Below are 20,205 nucleotides of genomic sequence, written 5' to 3'. Positions count from 1 at the left end.
GTTTCATTGATAATTCTTTTGTTGACTATCATTTCACGAGTGCCCACACAGATTGCATGGTCAAATTGTTAAAGAACGATACTGATTGGTTAGCGGCTTAAGTTGCCGTGCTCCGTGTCAGTGAGGTCGCATTATAGAGAGTTCGATCACATTGGCAATAGCGAACATGCAATTATTTCATTTTAATTAACCAAGCGTTCAATAAACAGACAAACCTTCTGTTTTACGCATAATTTGCCGACACAGCAGTGCATTGAGCAATAGTTTGGCCGCTTACGAAGACTGCTTATCCTGCTCCAGTCTTATGGCATAGCGTATTGCCCAGGCCGCAATACCAAATAATAAGAAAGGTATAGCCGCCGCAGTATACTCAACCCAAGCGTACTGTATGAGCTGCTTAGCTAGGATTAGGTGTCCAAACACCAATAGCAAGGCACAACCTAAAGCAACTCCCAATAGCCTCAACTCTGCCCTATCACATTTCCACTCCATGCTCTTTCTCCTTTCAATGATCCATATCTCGTCATTGAACAGGAGAATTATCGATAGTGGGTAGAACAGTTAAACCTCAAAATGGACAAACAGTTTATTAAGTATTGAGACTTATCTGTTGAGCAACACAGCGAAGGGCTTCGAAGTACTCAGGGGTAAGTGGGTAGCTACAATTGAAACGCATGCAATGTCTATATTGGTCATCAGAAGAAAACAAAGTACCGGGAGCAATGCTGATCCGGTATTGCTCAAGCAATATAGGGAGTAATGCCGCACTATCGGTATTAAACGGTAGTACTACCCAGAGAAAGTAACCACCATTTGGTGTAGTTACCTTGGTACCTGATGGAAACAAACACAGTATAGCTTCTCGCATCTGCCGTTGGCGATCTTCCAGTGTACGGCGTAATTGCCGAAGATGGCCGTCATAAGCCCCTCCCTTAATATAGCTAGTAATCGCATGCTGATTAGGAACAGGTGCAGAGAGTGTCGACATGAACTGCAGCTCAGCAACCTGCTGAGTGAAACGCCCAGCCAATGTCCAACCAACACGAAACCCCGGTGCGAGAGATTTGGAAAATGATGAACAATGGATCACTATTCCCTCACTATCTATCGACTTGAGAGACACTGGCTTCTCAGGACCGTAATACAGCTCGCCGTAAACATCATCCTCGATTATGGCAATGTTGTGTGCCGCGAGCAGATCATAAAGCCCACGTTGTCTATCGGGGGAAAGGCTGGCACCGGTCGGATTTTGAAAATTGCTCATTAACCAGCAGGCTTTTATTGGGTAATGTTCAATACAACTCGAGAGTGCTTCAATGTTAATCCCTTGCCGTGGACAAGCCGGGATCTCTATCGCCTTCAAATGAAGCCGCTCTACCGCCTGCAACGCGCCATAAAATACCGGGGACTCAATCGCTACCATATCTCCTGGTTTAGTTATGGCAGATAAGCCAAGCCCCAAGGCTTCTGTTGCCCCAGAGGTCACGACAATCTGCTCCGCACTGACCGCAACTCCGATTTTGGCATATCGCTGACTAATCGCTCGGCGTAATGCCAAACAACCCGGTGATAAATCGGTGATCCCGCTGTGACTGGGCATCGTTTTAACAACCCGGCTCAACAGCCGCCCCAAGGTAGAGTGTGGAAACAAAGAAGGATCGGGGAAAGCAGAGCCGAATGGGACCACATCCGGCTGTTTGATCGCCTTCATCACATCAAAGACATGGCGGTTGATTCTAATCGACTGATTTACAATTTGCGGCTGAAGCTGCGGTGTGGCTTTGAGTTGGTTGAAGTGGGCTGAGACATAATAGCCGCTTTGTGGTTTCACATAGATCCAACCGTCGAGCTCCAACAGATCATAAGCTTTCATGACGGTCATCGGACTGATTGACTGCAGCTGGCTCATTTTGCGAATAGATGGGATCCGATCGCCCGGTAACCACACTCGTTGGCTGACTTGCTGTTTAATCAACTCGACAACATCTGTCACCCGGTTTGGCTCACTTTCTGATCGCATAGTTATTCCCGAGTCGCTCGAATAAGGACTGGTACTATAAAAGAACTTAGATAATGAGACAGCTTGAATAGCAAGATCTGAGAGGCAGGCAATGGTGACCGAAAAAAGAGCTGATACGCAGATACAACAAAGCCCCGACTTTCGTCGAGGCTTTGTCATTTGAAAATGGTGCCCGGGGCCGGACTTGAACCGGCACAGTTATTCACCGGCGGATTTTGAATCCGCTGCGTCTACCAATTTCGCCACCCGGGCAGATGCGGCTCATTATACGTATATAAGACTGATATACAATTGTTTTTTGCTATCTATAATAAAAACAGGCATTAAGCGAACAGCACGCAGCCAATCCGTTCACATTGCCAACACCCCGCATCCCTTTTGACCTTGAAATTTCAGACATCGCCTAACTCTCACAGTGAGACTTGAGCTAAAGCCTAAGCATGTGCAGGAGCATTTACGCTGCTACGTAGCCGAAGTTCGGGCAAGAAATGCCGCGTAATGTTGTTCTCTGCTTGGTTAATCTGGCTCATCAGCAACTCAACTGCGGTTTGTGCCATCTGGCTGATCGGGAAGTGAACTGACGATACCTGAGGGTAGAGGGCATCACACAAATCAATGCTATCAAAACTGATCAAAGATAACTGCCCGGGGATCGACACATTGTGTTCATGGAAAAATTGCAGCGCCCCCTGCATCATCTCTTCACTACACGAAAATAGTGCCGTCATCGACGAGGCTGAGTGATAAAGCTGCCTTGCAGCTTTGTATCCGCTCTTTCTACAATACATACCCTCCGCACAAAGATCTGGATCATAGATTATACCGGCTTCCTGGAGTGCTTGGGTGTAGCCTTGAAAGCGCAAATGGCTACTTGAACGACTTAATGGGCCTGAAATACAGGCGATATCGTGGTGGCCTTGATCAACCAAATGATTAACAGCCATCCGAGCCGCCTGCTGGTGATCAAAAGTAATACAGCGAGACTCCAAGCCTTCGACAAAACGATCCAGCAATACGAATGGTGTAGCCTCCTGCGCCAGCAGTCTTAGCTCATCATCACTGAGAAAGCGACTGTTGAGCACATACCCTTCGCACCGAAGAGCGTGAAAGCGCCTAATAGCTTCTCGCTCTCCTTCCGCGCAGTGATGGCCTTGTGCCGTAATTAAAAACTTATTATGGCGATCCAATTCTGCCTGAACTTGCTCCATCATCTGGCCAAAGAATCCACCGGTGTAATACGTAACCAACAACCCGGTCATATTCGACGATGCCGTCGCCAACGAACGCGCAATCGCACTTGGACGATAATTCAGCTCCGCCATTGCCTGCTCGACTTTTCTCTTTGTGTCCGAACGAAATGTTCCTTCACCATTAATGATCCGAGATACCGTCGAACGGTGGACACCCGCCAATAATGCTACGTCCTTTATACTTGCCATAACGGTTCTGCTTCCTTCTTCACCCTATTTACCCTACCGCACTGAACTTGGAGTACCTTGCCAGCTAAAGGTCGACTATAAATTGATCTGATATGTACATGAAGTATTCGTAAGAAGTTCTGCTCTATAACGAAAGAGATAGCAGGTTACCAGTAGAATACATCGGATAAAATAAAAGGGGGAAGAATGCACTACTGGCACCTGCTATTTTAATTGCTCCGTTAAACCCCAGCTCCACAACAATAATTTATATTTTCAGCACCTGAAAATTACTGACGATAACCCCCCATTTATCCAGCGTCTCGCCCAGCCTATTGTCCGTAAGGATCTCTAACTCCTTAGCCCTTGGTTGCGCGTAGCCACTCAATTCGATAAGAGATGGATCAACAATGCCCGGATGACACATGATCTCAAGTACTTCGCACTGACCACGCTGCTGTCCAATAATCGCTAGCAGATCATCCAGATTCGGCGTTTCGCTGTAAAAATCCTTGCTAAAGACATAACGTTGCCCACTGAACGAGCGACAAGCTCTAAGCGGAACTCGGTAGCTGCTAACCACTTCGTTGATAATCGGTAATAGCTTAGGGTGCATATGCGCATGGTGATGACTGTCAACATGGCTAAGCGGTAAGCCTGTTGCTAAGAAACACTCAATTTGCGCCACTACTTCGTCGGCTACCTGCTGCTCATTAAAATCAGGCCTGAGCCAGAGCTCTTCTTTAGTTAGAAACTGACCGTTCCTCCCCACGAGGCAGGAAGGGGCGGTTAATGGTGCGCCAGCAGTAAAACGTAAATGCACCCCTACCGCCAGCAAAGGGGTGCTGGTCGCAACTTGAGTTGCATGCTTCTCCGCTGACATGCCAACCATCATCGTTGTCGATCGTACCACCCCGTTATGGCACGCATCAGCAATCCCCAGGTTGACGCCCCGGGTCAAACCAAAATCATCTGCATTAAATATTACATGCATCGTTGTCCTCCTACCCCCGATACAACACGGTACACCTCCACGCTGCACCGGTATTAGTTAGCGTGCCGCAAAATTCGGTAAATAATCGTGATTCACCCGTAGCGTATCATCAAGTATCGCTTTCGCCCGTGTAATATCCGGAACCAGAGGGTTACTCGCCAGCGCCATCAATGCCTTGTCATAGTCTCCATCAACCGCAGCCTCGATCGTCAGCTGCTCATAAGCTTTGACTTGGTGCACCAAACCACTCACAGCCGGGCTCAATGTCCCAACAGCCAACGGACGCGCACCCCATCCCCCCACCACGGCACTGCATTCGATCACCGCATCATCCGGCAGGTTTGATATAGTGCCGTTATTGCGCACATTGATGACATGAATGGTATTGAGATTATTATAAATGGCATCAACCAAGTTCAAAGACGCATCGGAATAATAAGCACCGCCACGCTTTTCAAGCAGTTCCGGTTTATGGTCAAGCGCGGTGTTTTTATATAGCTCGAACAACTCGGCTTCGGTTTCCTGGACTTGCTCGGCCCGTGTCCCGCCGCTGAGCGCAGTCTCTTTTTCTTCAGCCAGCATCGCATCAGTCTGATAAAAATATCGGTGGTACGGACATGGAATAGCCCCCAGCGCTTTCAAAAAATCAGGATCCCACGGCTCTTCAAATATATTGCTCATACTGAAATTTGCACCATCACCAATTTTGTCTAACACTTCGGCAGTAATGTCTTTTCCGTCAAGCCAAGCACGATGCGCCCATACCAAATGGTTTAGCCCAGCACACTCCAACGACAACCTCTCTGGCGCGCACTTCATGATCTCCGCTATCATCATTTTCATTGAAACGGGAACATTGCAAAGCCCTATCGATTTCACATCGGTGTGTTTATGAATCGCCTCTGTCACCAGCCCCGCAGGGTTGGTGAAATTAAGCATCCATGCATTGGGGGCCAACTCTTCAATATCTCGGCAAATATCCAAAATCACGGGGATCGTTCTAAGTGCTTTGGCAAATCCCCCCGGTCCTGTTGTTTCCTGCCCGATGACATCATACTTAAGGGGAATTCGCTCATCGTTCGCACGGGCCTGCAAACCACCAACCCGGAACTGGGTCATCACAAAATCAGCATCTTTTATTGCAACGCGGCGATCCAAGGATGCCCGGATCGTAATTTTAGCACCTGATTTTTCGACCATTCTTCGAGTAAGCGCCTCGATGATCTCCAATTTCTCCCTTCCAGCTTCAATGTCTACAAAATGCATCTCCGTTACCGGAAGACTGTCTAGTCGCTTTAGCACACCTTCGACCAACTCAGGCGTATAGCTACTTCCCCCGCCGATGATCGCAAGCTTGAGTGATGGTTTCGTCATAATCATTCCTTATTTTTCAGACAACCTTTCATGCAAGGACACCATCTCCGTGGCCATCTCATGCGCAAGAATGGTTGTCATCAAGTGATCTTGGGCGTGAACCATCACTAAGGTCATCTTCACCTTGCCCTCTCCTTCGTCAGCTTCGATAAGCTGGGTCTGGGTGAGGTGAGCCTGATTCAGACATGCTTTAGCCTGTTTTAACAACTCACGGGCTTGGGCCAACTCTTGTTTTTTTGCTAGTGACAATGCCTCAAAACACAAGCTCCGTGCCTCGCCTGCATTGACGATGATGTTCATCACTACCGCTTCTTGATCCATTTGTATCTCTCCTTAATAAAATCAGGGCTGCGGCTTTCCCGCAACCCGGTAAAGATTAGGCGGTGACACCTTGCCCCTCGGGAGCCTTCTCTTGGACCGCAGCGCTTTCACCCTCTTGAGCAAGCAGTTGCTTTTCAAATATCTTGAAGAACGGTAAGTAGATAAACAGGTCAACAACTATGAGCGCTACAACCAGCAATACCGGAGCTAGCGTCCATCCACTCCCCCACGAAGCACCGATTATCGCCGGTGTTGTCCATGGCGTTGTGGCAACACCCATTCCGACAAAGCCCATGTGTACTGCGGTATAAGCGACAACTGCATTGAAAATAGGCGCGAACACAAACGGAATAAACAAGGTTGGGTTAAGTACCAACGGTGCACCGAAAATGATCGGCTCGTTGATTTGGAAAAAACCTGGAACAGCACTCATTCGGCCTAGACTACGCAGGTGAGCTGAGCGGCTAAACGCCATCAGGATAGCCAGCGCAAGGGTTGCCCCTGAGCCACCGATGAAGATATAGAAATCCCAGAAAGGTTGAGTAAAGATATTTGGGATTGGCTCACCGGCAACAAACGCCTCGATATTTGCCCCAATGTTAGTCAGGAAGATTGGCGACAGCAAACCAACGACAATGGCGGCACCGTGAATACCGGCAAACCACAACAGCTGAGATAACAACAGCGCACCAATAATCGCAGGTAAGGAGTTTGAAGCACTGACTAACGGCTTGAACATCTGCATCACTGCATCCGGGATCAGCATGTCAAACTGAGCCTGAACAAAAAGACTCAGAGGATAAAGTGTTATAAACACAACCAAGACAGGGATAAGCATTTCAAACGAGCGAGCAATCGCCGGCGGTACCTGTTCGGGCATCCGAATGGTCACATTGTGCTTTTTCAAAAAACGGTAAAGCTCAACAGAGAAGAACGCACACATGACAGCCGTGAAAATCCCCGTTCCTCCCATGTGTGCCGTCGATAGCCCACCATCTCGAGCAGGTGAAGCGACCAAAAGGAAGCTCATCAGTGACAAACACGCACTGGTGATACCGTCGAGCTTATAAGCTCGAGCTAAGCTGTAGGCAACCCCCAGTGACACAAATAATGTCATGATGCCCATCGACATATTGAAAGGCATCATTATTTGGTCGAAGTTATTACTCGCAAAATCCAACCAGGCTCGGGCAAAAGCATTTTGTGTATTTTCTGCAAACGGGGGGAAAGCAAATATTAAAATAAAACTACCCACAATAATAAATGGCATTGCGGTAATAAAACCATCACGCATTGCGCGAATATGTTTTTGTGTGCCCACTTTAACCGCCAACGGAGCAATATGCTGTTCGACGATGTTCATGACTTTATCATAAAACTTCATATAACCAGTCCTTTTGATTCATATAAGCTTCACCCTCACATAAATAGGGAGAACAAAGCGTCCTTTATTTAAATTTAAGTGAAAACAACCGAGTATATTTCTGTTGATTAAGCTAGGGATTAATCGGATATTAATGACAAAGCCTGATCGAGAACTTCCTCACCTTTCATCATTCCGTAAGCCATTGGTGAGATTGCATCAATCGGTTTACCATAGCTACTGGCCGTCTTCCTCAGTTCTTCCAGCTGAAAGCGAACTTGTGGCCCGAGCAAGCAAACATCAAACACTTGTATCGCGTCCTCAAAAGCTGTAACCGCCTGAGCTTCAATTTGGCATTCGATGCCGCGCTCATTCGCCACCTTAACCATTCTCTGTACTAACATACTGGTTGACATACCAGCACTACAACACAACAAAATCTTTTTCATCGCTCTCTCCAGTTTTTACCACGCTTTCCAATCGTTATTAAAAGTGTAAACAAATAAATTTAAAAACTAAAGCGCAACCGGTTGCATTGAGTGTGAACAAACTCTCAAATTACAACTTAAATTAGAAATAACGGCACATAATAAAAAACAATAAAACTCATAATTAAAAATAAAATTATAAATAAGAATTTAAAATGATAACTCAATCCAAGTTTAAATGAAAAAACAAAAAACAAAAAAACATAAACAAGATATGACTCTCATAAATAATATCACCGTGTATTTTTTTAAAAGTAAAAGGTGTGCTAATTAATACGAAATCACAAATTATCCGCTTTCCAAGTTATTAATTACATATATATCAGTAATATTTTATAATTTACCAATCACTATATACGAGTAACTATGAATCAGAAAAAACCAACACTAGCGGTATTGTGCTCCGGAACCATTCTTGCCACCTCAATGGCAGTTCAAGCTGCCCCTAAAGGCACTATCTATCTGACCTTTGACGATGGGACCGTCAATGCCACTACCCCTATTGTTGAGATCATGAATGAGGCTGGAGTAAAAGGCACTTTCTACGTCAATGGTTGGCACCTTGATGGTATTGGGGACGAGAATGAGGACCGGGCACTTGAGGCACTACAACTGCTTTTAGATACAGGGCATACCGTCGCCAACCACAGTTACAACCACATGGTCCATAACTGCGTCGAGGAATTCAGCCCGAATAGCGCTGCCGAATGTAATGCAACCGGCAACCACCAAATCAATTCATACCAAGATCCTGTTTTCGATGCCTCGATGTTCGACATGAATATTACGGTACTGGAGTCATACATTCCCAATATCAACAGTTACCCGAATTACAAAGGTGAAAGCCTAGCCCGTTTGCCCTATACCAACAGCTGGCGTGTCGCCAAAGATTTCAAGGGGGATGGTCTGTGTGCCACCTCGGATGACTACAAACCTTGGGAGCCCGGCTATGTCTGCAATCCAGTAGATCCGTCAAACAGCGTCCGCTCATCTATCAGCGTTGCTGATATTCTCGCGAACAAAAATTACCTGTTCCACGGATGGGATGTCGATTGGGCACCTGAAAACTGGGGGATCGACATGCCAGCCAACAGCCTGACTGAAGCTGAAGCCTTCTTGGGATATGTCGAAGCCGCCGTCAATACCTGTGCCCCCACCACCATCGAGCCGGTTAATTCAAAGACCCAGAACTTCCCATGCGGCACGCCACTTCATGCCGACAAAGTAATCGTGCTGACCCACGCCTTCCTCTATGAAGATGGTAAGCGTGGCATGGGGGCAACCAAAAACCTGCCTAAGCTGCGCAAGTTCCTTAAGATTGCCAAAAAGGCCGGGTACGTCTTCGATACTCTAGATAACTACACGCCGGAGTGGACTGCAGGCACGTCCTACGCGAAAGGCGACTATGTCACCTTTGACAGCACCCTTTATACCGCGATAATTGATCATATAGCGCAGGCAGACTGGGCTCCGTCATCAACATCGAGTCTTTGGGTGAATAGCATGCCCCGCACAATTTGGACGCTTAACGTCAGTTACAATGAAGGTGACGTAGTAACCTACAAAGGCGCACGTTATGTGGTCAACGCCGCCCATATCTCGCAATCAAACTGGACGCCGAATACAGAGCCAACACTGTTCAGCAAACTGTAGTCAGCTTGATATTGACTAGCCCCAGATACAACAAAGCCCCGACTTTCGTCGAGGCTTTGTCATTTAAAATGGTGCCCGGGGCCGGACTTGAACCGGCACAGTTATTCACCGGCGGATTTTGAATCCGCTGCGTCTACCAATTTCGCCACCCGGGCATGCGAATCATTCTACGTATATGGCTTTACAACGCAATAGAAAAAAACACAAAAACACTACTTTGGCATTTGTTTGCTGAGAAAGTGAGCACTTATAGGGGGTAACCCTCTACTGACGCTTACCCCCCAGCCAATACTGAAAGAGAAAAACCGGACCATGGCGAAGCCACCAGAGAAAGCCAGAGAAAGATAATTGGTACGGCAGCCAATTACGCGCCCAGCTCTGCCGGCGGGTAATCACGACCGCCCCCCCGTTTGGGATATTGACCACTAGCTGATGTCTATCGAACATGAAAGGCATCTTCATCACTATGTCAGGCTCTGGCAAACGCCGATACACGCCAATTAGAGCTGATAGCATCTCAGGACTAGAAATCGTCAGAGTTAGTTGCAAACCTTGTGCATTAAAGTGAGCAATATCATCATTGAGCACCACTTCAATATCGCCAGCATATTCCAACATCAGTCGAGATTGCGGCCACGGATGCTAATACTACCGTTGACCTTCCAGACTGAATGGTCTGGTTTGTCACCAGCACCACTTGGTACGCTAATTTCAACATGATCAAAATCATAGGTCAGTTCAGCATGCCGCTCTGTTAGTTTGTCATATAGAGCTCCGGCCAGTTCAGGCCAGTTAGTGGTATTGTCATTGGTATCAGCCATCATGTTGCTCCTCAATATCAATGCCCCGGAACAGGCTATCGTGTGGACATCTGCTATTTTTTCCTCGCCCTATTAAGCGTTGGACTGCAGACTCAATAAATATAGTGCTGATAGCAAAAAGTGCTGCTGGGATGGCTCTCATTTCCAAGATCCGCCCCATTCACCCAACCGGCTTATATTGCTACACTGCCTGCAACATATTGAAGCTACGTTAATTTGGATAACCTTGTGAAAAAGAAGAAACAACCGGACGTTGATCCCACCAAACAATACCCAAGCCTTTTTCGCCGTCTGGCAGCCTGGCTCTACGACAGCCTTGTTATCGCCGCAGTCCTGATGCTCGCGGGTGGGCTAGCTATCGGTTTAATGGCAATCTTGGTCTCCACCGGGGTAGTTGATATCAGCGGCTACGACGATGTCAGTGCCTACATGACCAAGCACCCTATAGTTGGCGCACTGTACACCGGCTATCTGGCCATGGTCATTGTGGGCTTCTTTACTTATTTCTGGTGCCAGGCTGGACAAACATTAGGCATGCGGGCATGGAAGTTACGCATACAGAATAAAGATGGCTCCAATATTCGCCCAACCCAAGCGATGATCCGTATGGCAACGTCGGCATTTGGGCTGGGCAACTTATTGTCACCTTTCAGCAAAACAAATCAATCATTCCAAGATGCCATGGCAGACTGCGAAATGGTTGTCCTGCCAAAGGTCAACTAACCTTATTGAGGACAGATCAACAGACACAAAAAAGGCGCCACTGGCGCCTTTTCTTTTTCCAATCTTTATAGCTTTCTGCGAAGCAGGTAGATGGTGATAAACAAAAACACTAAACTCGGTCCTAGTGCCCCGATAATGGGGTGCAATCGATAGACAATACTCATAGGTCCGAACACTTCGTTTGAAATATAGAAGCCAAAACCAAAGATCACCCCAGACAATACTCTTGCCCCCATGGTAACCGAGCGCAGCGGGCCAAACACAAATGACAGCGCCAGCAACATCATTACCGCAATCGAAACGGGCTGAAGGGCCTTACGCCAAAACGCTAGGGCGTATCGCGATGAATCCTGCTTAGAGTCCTCTAGATAGTTTTTGTAGTCATAAACACCGGTCAGTGAAAGCTCTTCTGGCTTGAGAGTAACTACCGCAAGCTTATCCGGCGTGAGCGTGGTCTGCCAATACATCTGTGCTAATTGCTCATTGACTTGCTGCTCCTTACCCAGCGTCGTCACTGTTACGCCCTTTAGTTGCCACCCTTTCTCAATATCATAATCCGCAGACTCAGCAAAAGTTGAGTGAGTCAGCTCATCTTTATCGTTGAATTGCCAGATATTGATACCGCGCAACTCTTTTTGTTCATGTACCCGCCCGATATAGATAAAGTCATTATCGTCCTTGGTCCATATTCCGCTTTGGACAGAAAGGATATTACCGCCAGATGTCCAAAGTGCACGTAGCTCACGGGCTGCCTTCTGGGCTTCAGGAGCCCCCCACTGGCCAAGTAATGTCACCAACAGCATCAATGGCACTGCCGTTTTCAACACCGACAAACCAATATCCAGCTTAGAAAAGCCAGCCGCCTGCATAACGACCAGCTCAGAGCTTGATGCCAACATGCCAAGACCAATCAATGCCCCCAGCAATACCGCCATCGGAAAGAACATTTCAATATCACGAGGGATACTGAGCAGGACATAAGCCAACGCCTTCCACAAATCGTAAGTTCCATCACCTACTTTACGTAACTGCTCGACATACTTGATGATCGCCGACAAGCCCACCAAGGTCGACAATGTCAGGGCCGACGTCGAAATCAGTGTCCGGCCAATGTATAAATCCAGAATCTTAAACATTAACCGCGTCTCCGAAACTTCTCTCTCAATTTACGTACCGCTAAGGTATCCCAACTATTCAGGGCCACTGCTACCACAAAGATCACCCCGTTGATTGACCACAAGCCGATATACGACGGTAGGCCGCCGTCTTCGATGGCCGATTTTCCCGCACTGATCGCCAAAAAGTACGTCAGATAAATCAACACCGCAGGCACCAACTTGGCAAAGCGCCCCTGGCGCGGATTCACTGCAGATAGCGGCACCACCACCATCGTCAGCAAAGGAATACATAATACCAGTGACATCCGCCACTGGAACTCGGCTTTAGCTGCAAGCTCTGAGCGTTGCATCAGTTCAAGTGTCGGCAAGGCATCCCAGTCACGACGTTGTTCACGCACCGCCCGCTGGCCGATCAGGGCTTGGTAATCATCAAACTGAGTAATCGAATAATCCAGCCGGGTCGGGAGCCCTTCATAACGAGTCCCCTCTTTCAAGTCCAGAACCTGACGTCCATCTGGGAGCTCACTGACATACCCACGATCAGCAACCAATACACTTGGCCGCAAAGTATCTCGGGAAGACAACTGGGCTACGAACACTTTATCCAGCCGGTTACCACTGTTGGTAATGTCGTTGACAAATACCACCCCTTGCCCACCAGGCGCAGATTTGAATTGGCCTTTCACCAATAAGTCGAGACCTGAGTCTGCCTTGACCTGCTCCACCAGCTGCTCAGTTTTCTCCATCGACCAAGGGGCGAGCCACAGCGCATTGAATGCCGCAAAAGCGCCGGTAATAATCGCCAGCCACAGCGCCGCCTGGATCAGGAACTTGTTGCCAATACCAGTGGCATTCATCACCGTAATTTCACTTTCAGCGTATAAACGGCCGAAAGTCAGCAAAATGCCAATGTACAAACTCAGCGGCAACATCAACAAAGCCATAGATGGCATGTATAAACCGAGCAAGGTCACGATCAAATCACTCGGGATGGAACCCTCTGTTGCATCAGCTAGAATGCGAATAAATTTCTGACTGATAAAGACAAGAAAAAGGACAAAAAGAACTGCAAATTGGCTTTTTAATGTCTCACGCGTCAAATACCGAACAATAATCACGCTTTAATTACCCATAGAAAACTTGTTTTTTTACTGGAATCACTATAATTTTTCGGTTAATCAGTTATTTTTTTAATCTTTCGGCTAATTGTTAACCTGCACTTTAATCCTATACCGAAATTAGGGTCCAGCAACATAAGTGCGGCATTATCTAACATTTAGCTTTAATTGTCTTTATTAGGATGTAGGAGTACGCATGGAGTTCAGTGTAAAAAGTGGTAGCCCCGAGAAACAGCGCAGTGCCTGTATTGTCGTTGGGGTATTTGAACCACGTCGCCTTTCTCCCATTGCCGAACAGCTCGACAAAATTAGTGATGGCTATATCAGCTCGCTGCTTCGCCGCGGCGATCTAGAAGGCAAGCCAGGCCAAATGCTTCTACTTCACCATGTACCAAACGTACTTTCAGAGCGTGTATTACTGGTTGGTTGTGGTAAAGAGCGCGAACTTGATGAACGCCAATACAAGCAAATCATCAAAAAAACGATCAGCACTCTAAACGAAACGGGTTCTATGGAAGCGGTATGCTTCCTGACCGAGCTGCACGTTAAGGGACGTGACACCTATTGGAAGGTCCGCCAGGCCGTTGAAACGACTAAGGATAGCCTGTACACCTTCGACCAGTTCAAGAGCAACAAACCAGAAACCCGTCGTCCATTGCGCAAGCTGGTATTTAATGTGCCAACTCGCCGTGAATTATCTTTGGGCGAACGCGCTATTTCACACGGCCTAGCTGTCGCTTCGGGCGTCAAAGCGGGTAAAGATCTGGGCAACATGCCACCAAACGTTGCTAACCCAGCTTACTTAGCCTCTCAAGCCCGCCGACTGGCCGATGACTTTGACACTGTCAGCACCAAGATCATTGGTGAACAGGAGATGAAAGAGCTAGGCATGACTTCTTACCTAGCGGTAGGCCAAGGTTCGAAGAACGAAGCCATGATGTCGGTGATTGAATACAAGGGTAACCCTGAATCAAGCACTAAGCCAATTGTCCTGATCGGTAAAGGCCTGACATTCGATTCCGGCGGTATCTCTATCAAGCCATCAGCCCAGATGGATGAGATGAAATATGACATGTGCGGTGCAGCAACCGTCTTCGGTGCCATGAAAGCGCTGGCAAAACTGAACCTACCAATCAATGTTGTGGGAATCCTTGCAGGCTGTGAAAACATGCCTGGCGGCGGTGCCTACCGTCCGGGTGACATCCTAACAACGATGTCAGGCCAGACCGTAGAAGTATTGAACACTGATGCTGAGGGCCGCCTGGTTCTGTGTGACGCACTGACTTATGTTGAACGTTTTGAGCCAGAGTGCGTGGTCGATGTAGCGACACTGACCGGAGCCTGTGTTGTAGCACTAGGCAACCATATCAGTGGCTTGCTTTCAAACCACAATCCGCTAGCTCATGAGCTGATCAACGCGTCCGAGCAAGCTGGTGACCGTGCGTGGCGCCTACCAATGAACGACGAGTACCAAGAGCAACTGGCCAGCCCGTTTGCCGATATGGCAAACCTTGGCTCACCAGGTGCGGGTACCATCACAGCAGGTTGCTTCTTGTCTCGCTTTACGAAGAAGTACAACTGGGCACACCTTGATATCGCCGGTACCGCATGGGTCGGTGGCAAAGCAAAAGGGGCAACCGGCCGTCCGGTCCCATTGTTGGTCCAGTTCCTGCTCAATCGAGCCGGCCTTGAAAACGTCGAGTAACATTGACGCTTAAGAGGGGGGCCAAACGGCCCCCTTCGTTTATAGAGAAAACGCCATGACTCATGCTACTTTTTATATAATCAGTGAAGAGCAATATGCCGAGGATAACGAATTCCAACTGCATTTTGCTTGTCACCAAGCAGCAATGAGTTACCGTCAGGGCCACAAAGTCTACCTGCTGGCAGCCGACAAAGCGCAAGCAGAACAAATAGATGAGTATTTATGGCAACTGGATCCTGATAACTTCGTGCCCCACAACCTGATTGGTGAAGGCCCTCGCGGCGGCTCACCGGTCGAAATTGGCTGGCCCGGACTGCGCCACAGCGGACGGCGCGGGATCCTGATTAATTTGGGGCAAAATGCACCAAATTTTGCCGTTACCTTCTCACAAGTGATAGACTTCGTCCCTTGCGATGAAAATCTGAAGCAATTGGCACGCGATCGCTATAAGCAATATCGCCTAGCTGGTATCCAGCTCAATACGGCCAATGCTGCTACGACGCCTTAATTCCACATAGATCCTTCTAAGAGCGCTATGGAAAAGACATACAACCCACAATCAATTGAAAAAGCGCTGTACCAGCGCTGGGAAGAGGCTGGTTACTTCAAGCCTCACGGTGACACATCAAAAGATGCCTACAGCATCATGATCCCACCGCCAAACGTCACTGGTAGCCTACATATGGGCCACGCGTTCCAGGATACCATCATGGATACCCTGATCCGCTGTGAGCGTATGAAGGGCAAGAATACCCTATGGCAAGTCGGTACCGATCACGCGGGTATCGCAACCCAGATGGTTGTGGAGCGTAAGATTGCAGCCGAAGAAGGTAAGACTAAACACGACTACGGCCGTGACGCCTTCATCGACAAAATCTGGGAATGGAAAGCTGAGTCTGGTGGTAACATCACTCAACAGCTTCGCCGCCTAGGTGCATCTGTAGACTGGGATCGTGAACGCTTTACGATGGATGACGGTCTATCTAATGCTGTTCAAGAAGTGTTTGTTCGCTTGTACGAAGATGATCTCATCTATCGCGGTAAGCGCCTAGTTAACTGGGATCCAAAGCTGCACACCGCTATCTCTGATCTAGAAGTAGAAAACAAAGACAAGAAAGGCCACATGTGGCACTTCCGCTACCCGCTGGCTGACGGCGTGAAGACGGCGGAAGGCAAAGACTACATTGTGGTAGCAACAACCCGTCCAGAAACCATGCTCGGTGATACCGGTGTTGCTGTTAACCCGGAAGACCCACGCTACAAAGATCTGATTGGCAAAGACATCCTTCTGCCTATCGTTGACCGTCGTATTCCAATTGTTGGTGATGAGCATGCCGACATGGAAAAAGGCACAGGTTGTGTGAAGATCACTCCTGCGCACGACTTCAATGATTATGAAGTGGGTAAACGTCATAGCCTGCCGATGATCAACATCCTGACCTTCAATGCCGACATTCGCGATGCTGCTGAGATCTTCACCACCAACGGTGAGGCTAGCGATGCATACAGCACTGAGCTACCAGCGAAATACCACGGTATGGAACGCTTCGCAGCCCGTAAAGCGGTTGTTGCAGAGCTTGATGAGCTTGGCCTGCTTGAAGAAATCAAGGATCACGATCTGACCGTACCTTACGGCGACCGTGGTGGCGTAGTTATCGAACCAATGCTGACTGACCAATGGTATGTACGTGCTGCACCACTTGCAGAAACGGCAACCAAGGCTGTAGAAGACGGTGAAATCCAGTTCGTTCCTAAACAATACGAAAACATGTACTTCTCTTGGATGCGTGATATTCAAGATTGGTGTATCTCTCGTCAGCTTTGGTGGGGCCACCGTATCCCGGCTTGGTACGATAACGACGGTAATGTCTATGTTGGCCGTACTGAAGAAGAAGTACGTGCAAACAACAATCTGGCACCGGTTGTGGTTCTGCGCCAAGACGACGATGTACTGGACACTTGGTTCTCCTCAGCACTTTGGACATTCGGTACCCAAGGCTGGCCAGAGCAAACACCTGATCTTAAAACCTTCCACCCGTCGGATGTACTGGTAACTGGTTTTGATATCATTTTCTTCTGGGTTGCCCGCATGATCATGATGACCATGTACTTCTGTAAAGATGAAAACGGCAAGCCACAAGTACCATTCAAAACAGTTTACGTGACCGGTCTGATCCGTGACGAAAACGGCGACAAGATGTCGAAGTCGAAAGGTAACGTTCTTGATCCAATCGATATGATCGATGGTATCGGTCTTGAAGAGCTTGTAGAAAAGCGTTGTGGCAACATGATGCAGCCAAAACTTGCCGCGAAGATCGAAAAACAAACACGTAAGACTTTTGAAGACGGTATTGAACCTTACGGTACAGATGCCCTGCGTTTCACTCTAGCTGCAATGGCCTCAACAGGTCGTGACATCAACTGGGATATGAAACGCCTAGAAGGTTACCGTAACTTCTGTAACAAGCTTTGGAACGCAAGCCGTTACGTGCTGATGAACACGGAAGAGCAAGATTGCGGCTTCAGTGAAGGCGCTGAGCTCGAGTACTCTCTAGCAGATAAGTGGATCGAATCTCAATTCGAACTCGCGGCGAAAGACTTCAATGCACACATTGAAAATTTCCGTCTAGACATGGCTGCCGGCACAATTTATGAGTTCATCTGGAACCAATTCTGTGACTGGTACCTAGAGCTGACTAAACCTGTATTGTGGAAAGGTAACGAAGCGCAGCAACGTGCAACGCGTCGTACTTTGATCACTGTACTTGAGAAAACGTTACGTCTTGCACACCCTGTTCTACCTTACATCACTGAATCTATCTGGCAGAGCGTAATGCCGCTAGTAGATGGTGTTGAAGGTGAAACAATCATGACTCAGGCACTACCACAGTTCGACGAAGCTAACTTCGATGAGAGCGCACTGGCAGATATTGAGTGGGTGAAAACCTTCATCACTAGCATCCGTAACCTACGTGCCGAGTACGACATTGCACCAAGCAAAGCGCTTGACGTCATGCTGAAAGCCGCTGACGAGAAAGATGCAGCCCGTATCGAAGCAAACCGTACAGTACTGGTGTCTCTTGCTAAATTAGAAGGCATTAAGGTACTGGCTGACGGTGAACTTCTTGATGGCAAAGAGCTTCCAGCATGTGCAACCGCACTGGTGGGTAAATCTGAGCTGATGATCCCAATGGCTGGCCTTATCGACAAAGATGCTGAGCTTGCTCGCCTAGCGGGTGAAGTGAAGAAGACGGAAGGTGAGATCAAACGTATCGAAGGTAAGCTAGGCAACGAAGGTTTCGTCGCCAAAGCACCGGAAGCCGTAGTAGCAAAAGAGCGCGAAAAGCTTGAAGGCTACAAAGAAACCTTGGTGAAACTGGCTGAGCAGCAAGCGACTATCGCTGCGCTTTAATTGCCAATTTCCAAATTGATTCAAAGCCGGCCCTCACGCCGGCTTTTTTATTACCGCCAAATGCCTGCCTTTGCTATCCACCCCCTAACAACACACTTCCTTTTTCAATATCACCCTGTCGTTTGTTCATAGATCACACCTATCAAAGGAATAGATGATAATAAATTGCAAATGATAACGATTATCATTAATATCTAGTTATCAAATGAGGGAGAGTCCACCATGAAAAAGACCATTAGTTTTGCCATCATCCATTTTTTTGTCGCGTTTAGTGTTGCTTACCTACTGACTGGGGAAATATTAATTAGCAGCCTCATTGCCATGATAGAACCGATGGTCAACACAGTGGCCTTCTACTTTCATGAGAAAGCTTGGCAGAGTAGAGCATTGCTACGCGCAGGCTACGCCAAACCGGGCCGAAAGACCGTTAGCTTTGCCGTTGTCCACTTCAGCGTCGCTTTTGGTGTCGCCTACCTGCTGACCGGGGATGTATTGATAGGTAGTGTCATGGCATCCATTGAGCCTGCGATCAACACCGTGGCCTACTACTTCCACGAGCGTATCTGGCAGAAAAAAACAGCACAGCAGGCAGCCAAAGAGGCCTTAGGGCACCTTGCTTGCCACCACGGAGAATTACAACAATGTGCCGACATTAGTGATATCAGTGTTGACAAGGTTGCGACAGGCAACTAAATTTAGTTGTAAAAAGCAACTAAAAAGAGAACACCTATGGACGCAGCTTCCCTCAGAGCCCAATCCCGCCTACTCGTGCGGGAATTGGGTATGCTTGACCACCAATGCGGTAATCTTGATATCACGCCAGTCCAAGCTCACGCGCTGATTGAACTGGAAAACCACCCACTGTCCGTCAACCAACTTGCCGCACGACTCAGGGTGGATAAATCCAATGCCAGCCGAACGAGTGCCAGCCTGCTCAATGCCGGGCTGCTGACTACCCATGCCGATCCCGAAGACGGCCGTAAGCAACTCTCCCGTTTGTCCATACAAGGCCAAGCGTTGCTTGACACCCTCAACGAGTCACTCAACCAGCAAGTCGCCCACTTCATGGAGCAGCTCGATCAAGATGAAATCGCCAGCCTGATCCAAAGCCTGCAGCGCTATACCAGAGCAATTCAGGCCAACAAGCAGCAAGAAGGCTATCAGCTACGGCTTCTAACCCCACTCGATAATGCAGCTATGGCTGCTGTAGTTCGTAGGGTATCGGACGAGCACGGCTTAACAGCCGATAAAGGCTATGGTGTATCGGATCCGACCCTGGATGCGCTCAGCGAGGTCTACAGCGCGCCTGGAAGCGCATTTTGGGTGGTAGAAAGGGACAACCGCATCCTTGGCGGCGGAGGGATCGCATCCCTTGCCGGAGAAGAAGGAGTATGTGAACTGCAAAAGATGTATTTCTTGCCGGAGTTACGAGGTAAAGGCTTCGCCCGGCGGATCGCCGCCACGGCACTGAAGTTTGCCCGCCAGCAACAATACAAGGCATGCTACCTCGAAACCACCGCTTCACTGCAAGCTGCCATCAACTTGTATCTGGGATTGGGTTTTGTCCGGATCCCCCATGCCATGGGGCAGACCGGCCATGATGCCTGCGAAGTCAGAATGCTCAAGACGCTCTGAGATTAAAATATCCCCAAGTAACGCCAAGGTGCTTGGGAATCA

The 20,205-nt window shown here is 48.2% G+C and carries 19 protein-coding genes and 2 tRNA genes; 7 read left to right on the top strand and 14 right to left on the bottom strand.

Annotated features, from left to right (window positions below):
• Window positions 1-273: 273 nt before the first annotated feature.
• From ACVA58_RS20985 to ACVA58_RS20945, 9 genes are all read right to left on the bottom strand, one after another.
• Window positions 274-492: a hypothetical protein gene (locus tag ACVA58_RS20985; protein WP_446512310.1), complete on the bottom strand. Its 219-nt coding sequence runs from the start codon at window positions 490-492 to the stop codon at window positions 274-276.
• A 97-nt stretch (window positions 493-589) separates the two neighbouring features.
• Window positions 590-2,020 (bottom strand): aminotransferase-like domain-containing protein, encoded by a 1,431-nt coding sequence (locus ACVA58_RS20980; protein ID WP_446512309.1) that lies wholly within the window; start codon window positions 2,018-2,020, stop codon window positions 590-592.
• Window positions 2,021-2,186: 166 nt separating this feature from the next.
• A tRNA-Leu gene (locus ACVA58_RS20975) sits at window positions 2,187-2,272 on the bottom strand.
• Window positions 2,273-2,454: 182 nt separating this feature from the next.
• Complete coding sequence (locus ACVA58_RS20970; RefSeq protein ID WP_446512308.1) at window positions 2,455-3,459, bottom strand: LacI family DNA-binding transcriptional regulator; 1,005 nt, start codon at window positions 3,457-3,459, stop codon at window positions 2,455-2,457.
• Window positions 3,460-3,706: 247 nt separating this feature from the next.
• Entirely contained in the window at window positions 3,707-4,432 is a 726-nt protein-coding gene (chbG, locus tag ACVA58_RS20965) for a chitin disaccharide deacetylase (RefSeq protein WP_446512307.1), read from the bottom strand.
• A gap of 57 nt (window positions 4,433-4,489) precedes the next feature.
• Window positions 4,490-5,806 carry a 6-phospho-beta-glucosidase gene (locus tag ACVA58_RS20960; protein WP_446512306.1) on the bottom strand — a complete coding sequence of 439 codons (1,317 nt, stop codon included), beginning with the start codon at window positions 5,804-5,806 and terminating at the stop codon, window positions 4,490-4,492.
• Window positions 5,807-5,815: 9 nt separating this feature from the next.
• Entirely contained in the window at window positions 5,816-6,127 is a 312-nt protein-coding gene (locus ACVA58_RS20955; protein WP_446512305.1) for a PTS lactose/cellobiose transporter subunit IIA, read from the bottom strand.
• Window positions 6,128-6,182: 55 nt separating this feature from the next.
• Window positions 6,183-7,511, bottom strand: a complete 1,329-nt coding sequence (locus ACVA58_RS20950; protein WP_446512304.1) for a PTS sugar transporter subunit IIC — start codon at window positions 7,509-7,511, stop codon at window positions 6,183-6,185.
• A gap of 119 nt (window positions 7,512-7,630) precedes the next feature.
• Window positions 7,631-7,939 (bottom strand): PTS sugar transporter subunit IIB, encoded by a 309-nt coding sequence (locus ACVA58_RS20945; protein WP_446512303.1) that lies wholly within the window; start codon window positions 7,937-7,939, stop codon window positions 7,631-7,633.
• A gap of 405 nt (window positions 7,940-8,344) precedes the next feature.
• On the opposite strand from ACVA58_RS20945, the gene ACVA58_RS20940 reads away from it, so the two are divergent.
• Window positions 8,345-9,631: a carbohydrate-binding protein gene (locus ACVA58_RS20940; protein WP_446512302.1), complete on the top strand. Its 1,287-nt coding sequence runs from the start codon at window positions 8,345-8,347 to the stop codon at window positions 9,629-9,631.
• 69 nt (window positions 9,632-9,700) lie between these two features.
• Here the strand turns inward: ACVA58_RS20940 and ACVA58_RS20935 are convergent.
• The 3 genes from ACVA58_RS20935 to ACVA58_RS20925 form a co-directional block, all read right to left on the bottom strand.
• Window positions 9,701-9,786 (bottom strand) — tRNA-Leu (locus tag ACVA58_RS20935).
• 109 nt (window positions 9,787-9,895) lie between these two features.
• A complete protein-coding gene (locus ACVA58_RS20930) occupies window positions 9,896-10,249 on the bottom strand; it encodes a hypothetical protein (protein ID WP_446512301.1) in 354 nt (117 codons plus the stop codon).
• Window positions 10,249-10,455 carry a hypothetical protein gene (locus tag ACVA58_RS20925; protein ID WP_446512300.1) on the bottom strand — a complete coding sequence of 69 codons (207 nt, stop codon included), beginning with the start codon at window positions 10,453-10,455 and terminating at the stop codon, window positions 10,249-10,251. The genes ACVA58_RS20930 and ACVA58_RS20925 overlap by 1 nt, the downstream gene beginning before the upstream one ends.
• Window positions 10,456-10,680: 225 nt before the next feature.
• Between ACVA58_RS20925 and ACVA58_RS20920 the strand changes: the two genes are divergently transcribed.
• The gene (locus ACVA58_RS20920; RefSeq protein WP_446512299.1) at window positions 10,681-11,175 is read left to right on the top strand and encodes an RDD family protein; all 495 of its coding nucleotides are present in this window, start codon (window positions 10,681-10,683) and stop codon (window positions 11,173-11,175) included.
• Window positions 11,176-11,240: 65 nt separating this feature from the next.
• On the opposite strand, the gene lptG is transcribed toward ACVA58_RS20920, so the two are convergent.
• Both lptG and lptF read right to left on the bottom strand, forming a co-directional pair.
• Window positions 11,241-12,311 (bottom strand): LPS export ABC transporter permease LptG, encoded by a 1,071-nt coding sequence (gene lptG / locus ACVA58_RS20915; RefSeq protein ID WP_446512298.1) that lies wholly within the window; start codon window positions 12,309-12,311, stop codon window positions 11,241-11,243.
• Window positions 12,311-13,411, bottom strand: coding sequence for an LPS export ABC transporter permease LptF (gene lptF, locus ACVA58_RS20910; RefSeq protein ID WP_446512297.1), 1,101 nt, complete (start codon window positions 13,409-13,411; stop codon window positions 12,311-12,313). The genes lptG and lptF overlap by 1 nt, the downstream gene beginning before the upstream one ends.
• Window positions 13,412-13,607: 196 nt before the next feature.
• Here lptF and pepA point away from each other — a divergent pair, with 196 nt between their 5' ends.
• The 5 genes from pepA (at window position 13,608) to ACVA58_RS20885 (ending at window position 20,163) form a co-directional block, all read left to right on the top strand.
• Window positions 13,608-15,116 (top strand): leucyl aminopeptidase, encoded by a 1,509-nt coding sequence (pepA, locus tag ACVA58_RS20905; RefSeq protein ID WP_446512296.1) that lies wholly within the window; start codon window positions 13,608-13,610, stop codon window positions 15,114-15,116.
• Window positions 15,117-15,171: 55 nt separating this feature from the next.
• Window positions 15,172-15,624: a DNA polymerase III subunit chi gene (locus ACVA58_RS20900; RefSeq protein WP_428655918.1), complete on the top strand. Its 453-nt coding sequence runs from the start codon at window positions 15,172-15,174 to the stop codon at window positions 15,622-15,624.
• 27 nt (window positions 15,625-15,651) lie between these two features.
• On the top strand, window positions 15,652-18,528 hold the full coding sequence (locus ACVA58_RS20895) for a valine--tRNA ligase (protein ID WP_446512295.1): 2,877 nt from the start codon (window positions 15,652-15,654) through the stop codon (window positions 18,526-18,528).
• Between the two features lie 222 nt (window positions 18,529-18,750).
• Window positions 18,751-19,221, top strand: coding sequence for a DUF2061 domain-containing protein (locus ACVA58_RS20890; protein WP_446512294.1), 471 nt, complete (start codon window positions 18,751-18,753; stop codon window positions 19,219-19,221).
• A gap of 36 nt (window positions 19,222-19,257) precedes the next feature.
• Entirely contained in the window at window positions 19,258-20,163 is a 906-nt protein-coding gene (locus ACVA58_RS20885) for a bifunctional helix-turn-helix transcriptional regulator/GNAT family N-acetyltransferase (RefSeq protein WP_446512293.1), read from the top strand.
• Window positions 20,164-20,205 lie beyond the last annotated feature (42 nt).

Source organism: Photobacterium sp. DNB22_13_2 (genome assembly GCF_052873915.1).
The sequence above is the reverse complement of the archived record's forward strand: the minus strand, read 5'-3'. Positions and strand labels throughout refer to the sequence as shown.

Coding starts and splice junctions, on each gene's coding strand:
- ACVA58_RS20985 (WP_446512310.1), bottom strand. CDS start 492: ATGGAGTGGAAATGTGATAGGGCAGAGTTGAGGCTATTGGGAGTTGCT.
- ACVA58_RS20980 (WP_446512309.1), bottom strand. CDS start 2,020: ATGCGATCAGAAAGTGAGCCAAACCGGGTGACAGATGTTGTCGAGTTG.
- ACVA58_RS20970 (WP_446512308.1), bottom strand. CDS start 3,459: ATGGCAAGTATAAAGGACGTAGCATTATTGGCGGGTGTCCACCGTTCG.
- chbG (WP_446512307.1), bottom strand. CDS start 4,432: ATGCATGTAATATTTAATGCAGATGATTTTGGTTTGACCCGGGGCGTC.
- ACVA58_RS20960 (WP_446512306.1), bottom strand. CDS start 5,806: ATGACGAAACCATCACTCAAGCTTGCGATCATCGGCGGGGGAAGTAGC.
- ACVA58_RS20955 (WP_446512305.1), bottom strand. CDS start 6,127: ATGGATCAAGAAGCGGTAGTGATGAACATCATCGTCAATGCAGGCGAG.
- ACVA58_RS20950 (WP_446512304.1), bottom strand. CDS start 7,511: ATGAAGTTTTATGATAAAGTCATGAACATCGTCGAACAGCATATTGCT.
- ACVA58_RS20945 (WP_446512303.1), bottom strand. CDS start 7,939: ATGAAAAAGATTTTGTTGTGTTGTAGTGCTGGTATGTCAACCAGTATG.
- ACVA58_RS20940 (WP_446512302.1), top strand. CDS start 8,345: ATGAATCAGAAAAAACCAACACTAGCGGTATTGTGCTCCGGAACCATT.
- ACVA58_RS20930 (WP_446512301.1), bottom strand. CDS start 10,249: ATGTTGGAATATGCTGGCGATATTGAAGTGGTGCTCAATGATGATATT.
- ACVA58_RS20925 (WP_446512300.1), bottom strand. CDS start 10,455: ATGATGGCTGATACCAATGACAATACCACTAACTGGCCTGAACTGGCC.
- lptG (WP_446512298.1), bottom strand. CDS start 12,311: ATGTTTAAGATTCTGGATTTATACATTGGCCGGACACTGATTTCGACG.
- pepA (WP_446512296.1), top strand. CDS start 13,608: ATGGAGTTCAGTGTAAAAAGTGGTAGCCCCGAGAAACAGCGCAGTGCC.
- ACVA58_RS20900 (WP_428655918.1), top strand. CDS start 15,172: ATGACTCATGCTACTTTTTATATAATCAGTGAAGAGCAATATGCCGAG.
- ACVA58_RS20895 (WP_446512295.1), top strand. CDS start 15,652: ATGGAAAAGACATACAACCCACAATCAATTGAAAAAGCGCTGTACCAG.
- ACVA58_RS20890 (WP_446512294.1), top strand. CDS start 18,751: ATGAAAAAGACCATTAGTTTTGCCATCATCCATTTTTTTGTCGCGTTT.
- ACVA58_RS20885 (WP_446512293.1), top strand. CDS start 19,258: ATGGACGCAGCTTCCCTCAGAGCCCAATCCCGCCTACTCGTGCGGGAA.